Origin of the sequence: Marinobacter sp. THAF197a (assembly GCF_009363275.1) — a bacterium.
Taxonomy (GTDB): Bacteria; Pseudomonadota; Gammaproteobacteria; order Pseudomonadales; family Oleiphilaceae; genus Marinobacter.
In genome coordinates this window covers 3,277,344-3,288,778 of sequence record NZ_CP045324.1, presented here as the reverse complement: position 1 = coordinate 3,288,778, position 11,435 = coordinate 3,277,344, and the positions used below count along the sequence as shown (strand labels likewise).

The following is an 11,435-nucleotide window of genomic DNA, read 5'->3' as shown; positions in this document are numbered from 1 at the left end:
TTTGGCCACTATTTCAGGTTCGATTCAGCTTTATGGTCTTAACTGTAGTGGACGCTCATCAACATTGATGAAAAGGAGAATGTCATGAACAGGTTTACCCGGTTAATCGCATGTTCCGTTCTGGTTTCCGCGCCCCTTTTCGTTTTCGCCCAGGGCAACTCCGGGCAAATGTCCCGGGGCGGCATGATGAACCAGGAACAGATGCAGCAGATCCATCAGAACATGTCTAAGATGCAGGAAATGATGCAGGAAATGCGCAACGCCAAGTCGGATGCCGAGCGCCAGCGTATTCGCGAGAAGCACATGGAATCCATGCAGCAGCACATGCAGATGATGCGTGGCGGCATGATGGGCCAAGGTATGGGGCAGGGCCAGGGCATGATGGAACAGCGCCAGGGCCAGATGGGTGGCGGCCAGGGCATGGGTAACCAGCCGAAGGGACAGGCAGGCGGTATGGGGTCTCGTTCCGGTGGTGCTGGTATGGACCCCGAGCAGCGAATGGAAATGATGGAACAGCGCCTGGAGCATATGCAGATGATGATGGAGCAAATGCTGGAGCACCAGGCGCAGGGCCAGAGAGGACGTTAAATAGCTCACTGACATGGAGCGTTTATGACCTTCAGAAAATACCCCGGCGACCTGTTGTTGCTGGGGCTCTTTTTACTGCCTGTCGTTGTTGTTGCTCCGGTTTTGCCCTGGGGCAGTCAGGGCTGGCTGTATTCGCTGGCGGAGCTAGCCGGGGTGTTTGCCCTGTCAGCGTTTCTGCTGGCGGGTATCTTGTCGGCCCGTGTTCCCGGTATGGATCCCTGGTTTGGTGGCCTGGTGCGGCTATGGACCATTCACCGCTGGCTAGGGTTCTCGGCCTTTATGCTGGTGATGGCTCATGTGTTGTTGTTGGCGTTGGCCATCTTGCCGGCGTCTGTTGGCGCCAGCGTTGCCACGCTGTTCCCGCCCCTGAGTCATTGGGAGGTCTGGGTTGGCTGGGCCGCCTTCCTCACCATGTTGGTTTTCATCGCGCCCACGCTGGGGTTCTTTGGCACTCTGCACTATCAAAACTGGAAACGCCTGCACCTGCTGTCGGCGCCGGCACTGGTGCTGGCGTTGGTGCATACCCTGATGCTTTCAGCTACAGCCTGGGTCTGGTGGTTGCTCTCGGCCCTGGCTTTGGCGGCCATCGCCTGGCGTAAGTTATTGTCACCCCGGCTGGCCAGGAAACCCTATGTGGTAGACGGCATCGACAAACTTGCCCGGGATGTGGTGGAGCTTCGCCTGCGCCCGAAGGGCAAGGGGATTCGCTGGCGGGCTGGTCAGTTTGTGTATCTGACACCGATGGACTCTTCCCTGGTGGCCGGGTACAAGGAAGAGCACCCTTACACCATCGCTTCGGGCCCCGGGGATGATGAACTAAAAATCGGCATTAAAGCGGTCGGCGATGCCACTCGGGCGTTGCTGGACATCAAGCCGGGGGCAGAGGTGCGAATCGAAGGCCCTTACGGGACCTTTTTTGAGAATGAGGCTTTGGCGCAGAAGGGTGCTGGCCTGCCCGGTGAACCGCGCAAGCAGTTGTGGTTGGCCGGCGGTATCGGCATCACGCCGTTTGTCTCTGGCGCGCGGGACAGGGTTGGGAACAGTGCGGTTCAGGCGCCGGATGCCTGTTTGTTCTATCTGGCCAACCGGCCGGAAAGGGCCTATTACCAGGACGAGCTGGTCCGCATTGCCGAGGCCTGTGATGGCTTTGAGGTTCACACGCACTACATGAACGAACACGGCGTGATCACCCGGGATTATCTGGCTGAGCGCTGCCCGGATTTCGCCGAACGGGACATCTACCTGTGCGGGCCGCCGGGCATGATCAATCACCTGCAAACCCTGCTCAGGCACGAAGGCGTGCCCGCCCATCGCATTCACACGGAGGCGTTTGATTTCCTATGACCAGCAACCGAATTGCCTATACAGGATTTGTTGCCTTTGTCAGCGTGGTTCTGACATTGGTGGTGGTTAACCTGGTTCAGGGCAACCCCGAACCCACAGCAGGTGGTACCGCTGAGAACGCAAATGGTGAGTCGGTTTTCCGGCTCGATGATGTGGCTGAACACAATCATGCCGGCAGCTGCTGGAAGGTGATTGACGGTGTGGTATACGACCTCACCGAGTACCTGCCGAATCACCCCACGGAGGAAGAGGTCTTCACCCGCTGGTGCGGCAAAGAAGCAACGTCGGCCTGGCTCGATAAGGGCAACGGTCGCCCCCACAGCCCTCGGGCCGCTGCCCGGCTGGAGGATTATCGGATCGGCGTGATTGACGGCGGCGCCCCGGCACCAGTGCCGGTTGAAACCGCAGATTCGGCCACAAAACCCGCGACTGTTGATGACCGCCTTGGCCGAATGCTGCTGGGTTTGGCGCCGGGTAATTATCTGGATGGCACCTACCGGGGCAACTTCATCGACCGTGGGCAGATTCAGGTAAGCCTGCAGTTCCGGCTTGAAGGCGGGCGAATCAAGGGGATGTCCTACCGCCACCTGTTCTATAGGGATGAAGACTATTTGAAGATGGACAGTTCCGCCGAGCTTTACCCGGTATTGGGTCAGTATCAGCAGATCACGGAGCGCCTGGAAGGCGAGCCGATGGAGGCGATTTTCCGGTTGTATGAGCCAGAGAACGTGGTGGATGATATTGACGGCTACACCGGCGCAACACTTCGTGGTGCCAAGGTGATCAGTGCTTTTCGTGATGGTTTGAACCGGGGCGTCTACAGTTGGTAAGCCGGCGGTAGTGGGCGGGTGACTGGGCTGCCTGCGGGGCTTGTTTTCCGGCCGGCGGGCAGACTGTGTTAGGCTTTTGGGAACTTTAACAGGGAGTTAGCGAACCAAGACCCTGTTGAACCCCGGGACAGGAGACCCTATGCAGTCAGCGCCATCGTTACCCGCCCTCAGTTTGTTGCTCCGTGGCGCTGCGTTATTGGTGGTTTGGTGGGCGCTAACGCTCGGTGAAACGTCTGCCCTGGGCTTTGGCCTGGGGGTGACCGCGTTGGTGACCTGGCTGTCGGTACGCCTGTTTCCCCCATCCGGTTATCACCTCCGGCCCCTCGGGCTGATGTTGTTTCTCGGCTATTTTCTCAGCCGCTCGGTGGTGGCCGGTCTGGATGTCACCCGGCGTTTGCTGTCACCGGCCTTGCCGGTTCACCCCGGTGAAATCACCCTGACCCTTTACTTGCCCGAGGGCAGCCCTCGCTGGCTGCTGGCCAACACCCTGTCCCTTATGCCCGGCACCCTGAGCGCTTTGCTTGAGGGCGATCAATTGACCCTGCACTGCCTGGATACCCGAGAGCCAGTAGAGCAGGACGTGCGGGAGACTGAGCGGCAGGTGGCGCGGGTTTTCGGGCTCTCCCTGAACGACATCGGGAGGGCGGTGCAGTGACCCTGATACTCAATGCCGTTGCGGCCTTCCTGTTGCTGACCCTGTTGATTGCCCTGATCCGCATCTGGCGGGGGCCGGAGCCGGCAGACCGGATGTTGGCATCACAACTGTTTGGCACAACCGGCGTGGCCCTGTTACTGGTGCTGTCCTATGCCCAATCCATGCCTGCCCTGATGGATGTGGCGCTGACACTGGCGGTGTTGTCGGTACTCGCGATCGTGGCGTTTGTGACCCGGGTGGTGCGCATCGAACAGCCCGTGGATGATGACGGAGGCCGCCATGATTGATTCTGCCGTGATTGCGGTTCAGGTGGTGTTGTTGGTTCTCGGTTGTCTGTTTTTTGCCGTGGGCACCCTCGGCCTGTTCCGATTCTCCGACACCCTGACTCGTATCCATGCCCTGACCAAGGTGGACAACCTCGGGTTGGGCTTTATTGTGCTGGCGCTTTTGCCACTGGCGCCGTCGCTGGCGGGTGGCGTAAAAATGGTATTGATCTGGGCCGCAGCTCTGGCTGCCAGCGCAACGTCTGCGCACCTGATTGCCCGCGCCGTTCATGTGCGCCCGGAGCATTCCGCGGTTCAGGAGGCAGCTGATGATTGACTGGCTGGTGGACTCCATCTTGGTGCTGGCGCTGTTGTCGACCGCGATCGGGGTGTTGTGGTCTGCAAACCTGTTTCGGGCGGTGGTGATGTTTATCGCCTTTGGCCTGCTGATGGCACTGGCCTGGGTTCGCCTGCAGGCGCCGGACATTGCCCTGGCAGAAGCCGCCATCGGTGCCGGCCTGACCGGCGTGTTGCTGCTGGATGCAGCCAGGCATTTGGGCTACAACCGGCGTTGTGGTGGTGAAGGCAATGACAAGGGCGGGGCGTCGGGATGAGGCGTTTTTTTGGCGTTACCATCCTCGCCGCCGTGTGTCTGGCCTTTGCCGGTGCCCTGATGATCACGGTCTGGCACATTTCCGGTACCCAGGCGCCGGTCGACCTGCCCGGACTGCTGGCGGAGAACCTGGAGGCCAGTGGGGTAGAGCATCCGATCACCGCTGTGTTGTTGAACTTTCGCAGTTACGACACGCTACTTGAGATCGGCGTGTTGGTCATCGCCGGGATTGCGGGTATCTCCATGGCGAAAACGACGTCCCTGGAAGATCCTCTCCTGCGCACTTCAGATTCCTTGTTGTATGCCCTGCAGCGCTGGTTTGTGCCGCTGATGCTGGTACTTGCCGGCTACCTGTTGTGGGCGGGTTCCGACCGCCCCGGGGGAGCGTTTCAGGCCGGGGCCGTGTTGGCGGCGTCGGGCGTGATGATGCGCCTTGGCGGGATTCCGATGGAGTTTCTGCGCCCCGGCGTGTTGTTGCGTTTGGGGCTGGCCCTGGGCTTTTCCGTATTCCTTCTGGTGGCAGTGGCCAGTGCCATGGCTGGCGATGCATTCCTGGCGTACCCGGAAGCCTTTAACAAACCTCTGATCCTGGTCATCGAAACCGTGCTTACGTTCTCCATTGCGATGGTATTGCTGGCTCTGTTTGTGTCGGCACCGGTTAACGGCGCTGAAGAGCCGGAAGAAGGGGAGCGCGGATGACCTCGGCCTTGTTGTATGCATTCGCTGGCGTTGCCTTATGTGGTATTGGCCTGTTCGGGTTTTTACGCCTGCAGCACCTGCTGCGCAAGTTGATGGCGTTCAACCTGATCGGTTCCGGCGTCTTCCTGATCATGGTGGGTCTGGCCCAGCGCAACGGTCAGCCAGATCCTGTGCCCCAGGCCCTGGTGCTCACGGGCATTGTGGTGGCTATTGCCGCGACGGCCCTGGCCGTGGTGTTAATCCGCCGGTACTACCATTTGTCAGGCCAGACTACGCTGGCTGAGCCGGCCCGGGAAAATGCCCGGCCCAAGGCTCGGGCTGTGAACCGGGAGGGTGCTCCCGAATGACCTTGTGGTTAATGGCGGGATTGTTGTTCACACCCCTGGCCTGGGCGGTGCTGACCCTGTTGCTGGATTTCAGCAAAGGCCGGGTGGTGACCTGGCTTGGAATCCTGGTGCAGGTGTTGGTGTCTCTGGGCTTGTGGGCCGCCGTGGCCAGCGACGGCGGGTTTCTTTACCTGCTTGGCGGTTGGCAGGCGCCCCTGGGCATTGAGCTGCGGGTGGATGGCCTGGCGGTAACCTTTGTGTTGCTGACGGCCCTGGTCGCGGCCGCTTGCGGCTGGCACGCCAGCATCTACCTGGACCCTGGCAAGCCGTGGCACCGATATTTCTGGCCGCTGTTCTGGTTTCTGTGGGCCGGGCTGAATGCGGTCTGGTTGGGCGGCGATCTGTTCAATCTGTATGTGGGGCTGGAGCTGATCAGCCTTGCCGCCGTGGGGCTGGTGGCGTTGGGCGGCCAGGCGGACGCACTCAGGGCTGCCATTCGCTACCTGATGGCGGCTTTGCTGGGTTCCCTGGCGTACCTGCTTGGTGTGGCCCTGATTTACGGCCAGTTTGGCACCCTGTCGCTGGCAGGCGTGACCGAGCTGATGAATAGCGGTGATGTTCAGTCGGGCCTGACCTTCCCGCTGATCCTGATGCTGCTGGGCCTGGCCCTGAAAACCGCGCTGTTCCCGATGCACGGTTGGTTGCCGCCGGCCCATGGCATCGCCAGGTCGCCGGTCAGTGCGCTGTTGTCTGCGTTAGTGGTCAAAGCCTCGTTCTATATCGCCGCCAGGCTATGGCTGGACCTGGGCGGCCACTTGGGCGGCTATGTACTGGCCCAGTTGATAGGAGTGCTGGGTAGTTTGGCGGTTATCTGGGGCAGTTGGCTGGCGTTCCGGCAGGTCAAACTGAAGCAGGTGGTTGCCTATTCCTCCGTGGCGCAGATTGGCTATCTGTTTTTGCTGTTCCCGCTCACCTGGGGCGTGACCGAGGCCATCTCCCAGCAAGCGCAACAGGGCATTACCCTGCAGGTGGTCAGCCATGCCCTGGCCAAGGCCGCGATGTTCCTGGCGGCCGGCAATCTGATCATGTCGGTAGGCAGCAACCGGGTAGATGCCCTGGCGGGTGTCAGCCGGTTCCTGCCGTTTTCGCTGTTTTCTTTCGGGCTGGCCGGGGTGTCGTTGATGGGGCTGCCGCCTACCGGGGGCTTTGCCGCGAAGTGGTTGCTCCTCCAGGCCAGCCTGGCCAGTGGTCAATGGTGGTGGCTGGGCGTTTTGCTGGCGGGTGGCTTGCTTTCGGCTGCCTATGTCTTCCGGGTTTACCGGGCGTCGTTTATTGAAGCGACAGACACGGACCAGTTCTATCACCCATCCAGGAGCCTGGAGGTGATACCGATGATTCTGGCGTTGCTGTCGCTTGGCCTCGGCCTGGTGGCGGAGCCGGTGTTGTCGGTGATGTCCCTGCCGTTTGAGGGGGCTGGCCCATGAATCTGAGCGTTTTAATGCCGGTCTTTGCGCTGATGACGTCGCTGGTGGCTTCGGTGGTCCTTTTTGCACTGCCGGAGAGAGGGTTCAGGCTCAGGACCACCATCAACCTTGTCGCTGCCATCCTGAAGATCGCACTGGTGGGCATGATGATCTGGGGTGTGGCCCAGGGGCGCGAATACGAGGCCGCGTTCACCATGGTACCCGGTGTGGAATTCGTGCTGAGGGCCGATGCGCTGTCGATGCTGTTTGCCGGGTTGTCTGCCCTGCTGTGGTTACTGACCACCATCTATGCCGTGGGTTATCTGGAGGACTCCCCGAACCGGAGCCGGTTCTTCGGGTTTTTCAGTCTGTGTGTGGCCAGCACCATGGGTATTGCCCTGGCGGGCAACCTGTTCACCTTCTTTCTGTTCTACGAAATGCTCACCCTGTCCACCTATCCGCTGGTGGTCCATCGTGGCACGACCAAAGCGCTACGAGCCGGGCGTAACTACATTATCTACACCCTGACCGGTGGTGCGGTTTTGCTGTTTGCCATTGCCTGGCTGCACGGCTTGGTGGGGGATCTCAGGTTCCAGGAAGGGGGCTACTTCTCAGACATTGCCCCCTCCATGCAGGGGCCTCTGACGATCATTTTCGTGCTAATGATTGTCGGGCTGGGGGTAAAAGCAGCCCTGGTACCATTCCACGGCTGGCTGCCCCAGGCAATGGTAGCGCCGGCACCGGTCAGTGCCCTGTTGCATGCCGTGGCGGTGGTGAAAGCTGGTGCCTTTGGCATTATTCGCGTGGTCTTTGAGATCTACGGGTTGGAAGCGGCCAAAGACATGGGGCTGCTGGCCGGGCTTTCGGTCGTGGCAGCCTTCACCATTATCTATGGCTCCACCCGTGCCCTGTACCAGGTTGACCTGAAACGTCGACTGGCGTTTTCAACGGTCAGCCAGGTGTCCTACATCGTGCTGGGGCTGTGCCTGTTCGGGCCCGTGGGCGTGGCCGGTGGCCTGGTGCATCTGGTGCATCAGGGCATCATGAAGATCACCCTGTTTTTCTGTGCCGGTAATTACGCTGAAACCCTCGGAGTGCACCGCATCGATGAACTGGATGGCGCCGGCAAACGCATGCCGGGCACCTCGGTGGCGTTTACCCTGGGCGCCTTTGGCATGATTGGTGCCCCACCGTTGGCGGGGTTTATTACCAAGTGGACCATGGGCAGCGGTGCACTGGCGGTCGGTATGGATTGGGTAGTGGCGGTGCTGGTGATCAGCAGCCTGCTCAATGCGGCGTATTTTCTCCCGATACTGCACCGGCTCTGGTTTGCTGAACAGTGCGAGCCGTGGCCCCACGAGCGCCGTTGGGGGCGCCTTGAAACCAGCGCCTGGCTGCTATGGCCGCCGTTGATTACTGCCGCTCTTATGCTGGTAGCCGGGCTGATTGCCAACCTGCCATTCAGCCCCCTGAGTTGGGCTGAGTTGATTGTGGCAAGGGAGGTGGCGCTGTGATGTTTGCGTCAAACCTCTTGCTGTTGTTGGCGATTATCCTGCCGCTGGCCTCGTTGTTACTGGCGCTGCGACCCGATTGGCAGCAGGCTTATCGTTACTGTTTGCCCTTGTTGCCCTTGCCCGCCTTGTTGGCAGGCCTGACATTGGGGCCAGACGCGTCCCTTGAATTGCCGGGGCTGCTGTTAGGCGGCCGGTGGGGGCTGGATGAGCTGCGCCAGGTATTCCTGGTTCTGACGGCAACGCTTTGGCTGGTGGCCGGTGTCTTCGCCGTCGGCTATCTGAAGGTACATTACCTGCGGCGTTTCTGTGTGTTCTGGGCGCTCACCCTGGCCGGGAATCTGGGGCTGGTGATGGCCCAGGATATTGCCAGCTTCTATAGCTTCTTCGCCCTGATGACCTTTGCCGGTTATGGCCTGGTGGTGCACGAGGGAACGGGAGAGGCCAACCACGCGGGGCGCGTCTACCTGGCCATGGCGGTGGTGGGTGAAATGGCCATTCTGTCGGGGCTTCTGATGGCCGCACAACAGGCCGGTAGTGGCTTGTTGGCCGATCTGCCTGCCGCCGTGGCGGAGGCCGACCGGCGCTGGTTGATCATGTTCCTGTTGTTGGCGGGATTCGGGGTGAAGGCGGGCCTGCCACTGCTGCATTTCTGGTTGCCCCTGGCGCACCCGGTCGCGCCGACGCCAGCCAGTGCGGTGCTCAGTGGCGCCATGATCAAAGCCGGCCTGTTGGGTTGGCTGGTCACTTTGCCGTTTGGTGAGGTGTCTTTGCCGGATTGGGGCAATGCGCTGGTGATCCTGGGCGCTGTCGGTTCCCTGGGTGGTGCTGTGCTGGGTGTGCGCCAGCGGCGCCCGAAAACCGTGTTGGCCTATTCCAGCATTAGCCAGATGGGCCTGATGACACTGATGGTGGGCGCAGCGCTGGCCAATACCGAGTATGCGGGCCCGCTGTTTGCGGTGATGGCGCTGTACGTGCTGCATCATGGCCTGGCCAAAGGTAGCTTGTTCCTCTCTACTGCCATGGCGTTGCCGGCGGGACGGGGTGGTCAATGGCTGTTGTGGCTGTTGATCGCATTGCCGGGGCTGTCGCTGGCGGGGCTGCCGTTTACCAGTGGCGCTGCCAGCAAGCTGGCCATGAAGGAACTGCTCAAGCCGGGCAACTTCGAGTTTGCCATGGCGCCCTACCTGCCCATGCTGATGAGCGCGGGGGCTGTGGCCACCATGCTGCTGGTATGGCGTTTTTTGTGGGTGCAGCGGGCAGCTGCCAGTGTTGGCAGCAATCCTGCGTTTATGTGTCTGGGTTGGGGCCTGGCCACGGCTGGCAGCCTGGTACTGTTCTGGTGGTTGCCCTGGCCCGGGGCCGTGCCGGATAAAGCCTGGCTAGCCACCATGGTTCATGAGTCCTGGAGCCTGTTCTGGCCCATTCTGGTGGCCACGGTTATCGCGGCGCTGGCCTGGCGTTCAGTCAAACAGCGATAGCTGGTTGTCCGCCGGCGGCTGGCTTGCCGGTTTCGGCCGTGCTTGATGCGGCCCCTTGCGGCTGCCGTGGCGGTGCAGCACCCGGCCAGTCTCTTCCCGGCTGACGTGTTGCTTGCGAAAATCCCCCACCGCCTTGCGCGCGGCCCGGGCGGCCTGCTCATGGTCACACACCGGGGCTGTGTAGGTATTGCCGCCAAAGCGGGCTTTCTGTACCGGCGTCATCAGCCAGGGGGTGTGAATCATCTCAGTGGGTACGCCGGCCAGCTCAGGAATCCAGCGGCGGATAAACTCGCCGTGCGGGTCCAGCTTCTGGCTTTGCAGCACCGGATTATAGATGCGCAGGGCGTTGATGCCGGTCAGGCCGGATTGCATCTGGGTCTGGGAATAGTGAATGCCCGGCTCGAAATCGGTAAACAGTCGCGCCAGGTGCAGGGCAGGTTCACGCCAGTGCAACCACAGTTGGTAGCTGGCTACCGCCATCAGCATTGCCCGCATTCGGAAATTGAGCCAGCCGGTGTGTTGCAGGCTGCGCATGCAGGCATCTACCAGAGGCCAACCGGTTTGCCCTTGCTGCCAGCGCTGCAGCCGTTCGGAATCGTTCGGCCCGGTTTTCATGCCCTCCAGTTCCCGGTGCATGGCGCGAAATTCCAGCTCCGGTTCGTCTTCGAGTTTCTGGATAAAATGACAATGCCAGTGCAACCGGGAGCGAAAGCTGGTCAGGCTTTTCTGTTTCCGGGGCAGGGTATTACGGTGAATGCCGGCAGCCTTGGCCTGTTGGTAAATTTCTCGGAGGCTGACCGTGCCATAGGCGATATGAGGGCTCAGCCGGGAGCAGGCGCGCACGGCGGTATTGGGGCTGGAAATATTGTACTGGTAACCCACGCAGCGGCGCTCAAGAAACGACGCCAGTAACGTCTCGCCGCGAATGCTGCCACCGGTTTGTCGATCCGGGCACCGGTCTGCTGCGGTGGCGCCGGGTTCGATACCGCGCCAGGCTACACCTTGGATGGCGCCGGCAAACGGCACGGAGCCAGGTGCCTCAAGTACGGGCTGCCTCATCAGTTCGGTCCAGGCTTTGTCCCATATGTCCCGGTCTTTGAGCCGGCGTACCACCCCGAACTGGTTCCACTCCCTGAACTCAATCTGGTTGTCGGAGCACCACTTTATAACCGCTTTGTCGCGCTCGAAGGTCCATTGCCCACCGGTTTCCTGATGGCAAAACACACGCTCAATGGCATGGCTTGCCTTGAGCTCTCTCAGGGCTGCGATGACGGACCCTCGCAACACTACCAGTTGGTTGCCCGCTTTGCGCAACTGCTTATCGAGGTCATCCAGGGAATCCTGGATAAAACACCATTGGCGCCCGCTGGTATCCGGTTGCTGCCAATAGTTGTCTTCAATCACGTACAGTGCAATAACCGGCTCACCCAGATTGGCGGCCGCTACCAGCGGGGCGTGATCGCGGGTGCGCAAATCCCGTTTGAACCAGACCACGGTGGTCATGGCTGCAGGCTCCGGTTACGGCGGCATCGTTCGCTGCAATAGCGAACCTGGTCCCAGTCTTTTGCCCATTTCTTGCGCCAGCTGAAGGGGCGCTGGCACACCGGGCAGGTTTTCTCGGGCAAGTGTGGTTTTTTGTGCATTCGCGATTTTTGGTTTTAA

At 60.8% G+C, this 11,435-nt stretch carries 14 protein-coding genes; 12 read left to right on the top strand and 2 right to left on the bottom strand.

Going from position 1 to position 11,435, the window contains the following annotated elements; genetic code table 11:
- The first annotated feature begins 84 nt into the window (after positions 1-84).
- The 12 genes from FIV08_RS15245 (at position 85) to FIV08_RS15190 (ending at position 9,773) form a co-directional block, all read left to right on the top strand.
- On the top strand, positions 85-588 hold the full coding sequence (locus tag FIV08_RS15245; RefSeq protein WP_172972284.1) for a hypothetical protein: 504 nt from the start codon (positions 85-87) through the stop codon (positions 586-588).
- Positions 589-612: 24 nt separating this feature from the next.
- On the top strand, positions 613-1,932 hold the full coding sequence (locus FIV08_RS15240; RefSeq protein WP_152438958.1) for a ferric reductase-like transmembrane domain-containing protein: 1,320 nt from the start codon (positions 613-615) through the stop codon (positions 1,930-1,932).
- The gene (locus tag FIV08_RS15235; RefSeq protein ID WP_152438957.1) at positions 1,929-2,762 is read left to right on the top strand and encodes a cytochrome b5-like heme/steroid binding domain-containing protein; all 834 of its coding nucleotides are present in this window, start codon (positions 1,929-1,931) and stop codon (positions 2,760-2,762) included. Before FIV08_RS15240 ends, FIV08_RS15235 begins: the two co-directional genes overlap by 4 nt.
- Before the next feature lie 139 nt (positions 2,763-2,901).
- Entirely contained in the window at positions 2,902-3,417 is a 516-nt protein-coding gene (locus FIV08_RS15230) for a Na+/H+ antiporter subunit E (RefSeq protein WP_138435233.1), read from the top strand.
- Positions 3,414-3,704 carry a monovalent cation/H+ antiporter complex subunit F gene (locus FIV08_RS15225; RefSeq protein ID WP_072676421.1) on the top strand — a complete coding sequence of 97 codons (291 nt, stop codon included), beginning with the start codon at positions 3,414-3,416 and terminating at the stop codon, positions 3,702-3,704. Before FIV08_RS15230 ends, FIV08_RS15225 begins: the two co-directional genes overlap by 4 nt.
- Positions 3,697-4,017 (top strand): cation:proton antiporter, encoded by a 321-nt coding sequence (locus tag FIV08_RS15220; protein ID WP_152438956.1) that lies wholly within the window; start codon positions 3,697-3,699, stop codon positions 4,015-4,017. Before FIV08_RS15225 ends, FIV08_RS15220 begins: the two co-directional genes overlap by 8 nt.
- Entirely contained in the window at positions 4,010-4,294 is a 285-nt protein-coding gene (locus FIV08_RS15215; protein WP_172972283.1) for a Na(+)/H(+) antiporter subunit B, read from the top strand. The genes FIV08_RS15220 and FIV08_RS15215 overlap by 8 nt, the downstream gene beginning before the upstream one ends.
- On the top strand, positions 4,291-4,992 hold the full coding sequence (locus FIV08_RS15210) for an MnhB domain-containing protein (protein WP_152438955.1): 702 nt from the start codon (positions 4,291-4,293) through the stop codon (positions 4,990-4,992). The genes FIV08_RS15215 and FIV08_RS15210 overlap by 4 nt, the downstream gene beginning before the upstream one ends.
- Positions 4,989-5,339, top strand: coding sequence for a cation:proton antiporter subunit C (locus tag FIV08_RS15205; RefSeq protein ID WP_082780619.1), 351 nt, complete (start codon positions 4,989-4,991; stop codon positions 5,337-5,339). Before FIV08_RS15210 ends, FIV08_RS15205 begins: the two co-directional genes overlap by 4 nt.
- Positions 5,336-6,802, top strand: a complete 1,467-nt coding sequence (locus tag FIV08_RS15200; RefSeq protein WP_216646154.1) for a complex I subunit 5 family protein — start codon at positions 5,336-5,338, stop codon at positions 6,800-6,802. Before FIV08_RS15205 ends, FIV08_RS15200 begins: the two co-directional genes overlap by 4 nt.
- Entirely contained in the window at positions 6,799-8,295 is a 1,497-nt protein-coding gene (locus FIV08_RS15195) for a complex I subunit 5 family protein (protein ID WP_152438954.1), read from the top strand. Before FIV08_RS15200 ends, FIV08_RS15195 begins: the two co-directional genes overlap by 4 nt.
- Positions 8,295-9,773 carry a complex I subunit 5 family protein gene (locus FIV08_RS15190; protein WP_152438953.1) on the top strand — a complete coding sequence of 493 codons (1,479 nt, stop codon included), beginning with the start codon at positions 8,295-8,297 and terminating at the stop codon, positions 9,771-9,773. The genes FIV08_RS15195 and FIV08_RS15190 overlap by 1 nt, the downstream gene beginning before the upstream one ends.
- Here FIV08_RS15190 and FIV08_RS15185 read toward each other — a convergent pair.
- Complete coding sequence (locus FIV08_RS15185) at positions 9,756-11,276, bottom strand: FAD-binding domain-containing protein (protein ID WP_152438952.1); 1,521 nt, start codon at positions 11,274-11,276, stop codon at positions 9,756-9,758. The two genes, FIV08_RS15190 and FIV08_RS15185, sit on opposite strands and share 18 nt — an antisense overlap.
- A complete protein-coding gene (locus FIV08_RS15180) occupies positions 11,273-11,416 on the bottom strand; it encodes a DUF2256 domain-containing protein (protein ID WP_106694711.1) in 144 nt (47 codons plus the stop codon). Before FIV08_RS15180 ends, FIV08_RS15185 begins: the two co-directional genes overlap by 4 nt.
- Positions 11,417-11,435 lie beyond the last annotated feature (19 nt).

What these genes read in the sequence shown, in the direction of transcription:
- FIV08_RS15200 (WP_216646154.1), top strand. Translation starts at nt 5,336, where the DNA reads ATGACCTTGTGGTTAATGGCGGGATTGTTGTTCACACCCCTGGCCTGG.
- FIV08_RS15190 (WP_152438953.1), top strand. Translation starts at nt 8,295, where the DNA reads ATGTTTGCGTCAAACCTCTTGCTGTTGTTGGCGATTATCCTGCCGCTG.
- FIV08_RS15180 (WP_106694711.1), bottom strand. Translation starts at nt 11,416, where the DNA reads ATGCACAAAAAACCACACTTGCCCGAGAAAACCTGCCCGGTGTGCCAG.
- FIV08_RS15220 (WP_152438956.1), top strand. Translation starts at nt 3,697, where the DNA reads ATGATTGATTCTGCCGTGATTGCGGTTCAGGTGGTGTTGTTGGTTCTC.
- FIV08_RS15205 (WP_082780619.1), top strand. Translation starts at nt 4,989, where the DNA reads ATGACCTCGGCCTTGTTGTATGCATTCGCTGGCGTTGCCTTATGTGGT.
- FIV08_RS15240 (WP_152438958.1), top strand. Translation starts at nt 613, where the DNA reads ATGACCTTCAGAAAATACCCCGGCGACCTGTTGTTGCTGGGGCTCTTT.
- FIV08_RS15245 (WP_172972284.1), top strand. Translation starts at nt 85, where the DNA reads ATGAACAGGTTTACCCGGTTAATCGCATGTTCCGTTCTGGTTTCCGCG.
- FIV08_RS15210 (WP_152438955.1), top strand. Translation starts at nt 4,291, where the DNA reads ATGAGGCGTTTTTTTGGCGTTACCATCCTCGCCGCCGTGTGTCTGGCC.
- FIV08_RS15215 (WP_172972283.1), top strand. Translation starts at nt 4,010, where the DNA reads ATGATTGACTGGCTGGTGGACTCCATCTTGGTGCTGGCGCTGTTGTCG.
- FIV08_RS15230 (WP_138435233.1), top strand. Translation starts at nt 2,902, where the DNA reads ATGCAGTCAGCGCCATCGTTACCCGCCCTCAGTTTGTTGCTCCGTGGC.
- FIV08_RS15185 (WP_152438952.1), bottom strand. Translation starts at nt 11,276, where the DNA reads ATGACCACCGTGGTCTGGTTCAAACGGGATTTGCGCACCCGCGATCAC.
- FIV08_RS15195 (WP_152438954.1), top strand. Translation starts at nt 6,799, where the DNA reads ATGAATCTGAGCGTTTTAATGCCGGTCTTTGCGCTGATGACGTCGCTG.
- FIV08_RS15235 (WP_152438957.1), top strand. Translation starts at nt 1,929, where the DNA reads ATGACCAGCAACCGAATTGCCTATACAGGATTTGTTGCCTTTGTCAGC.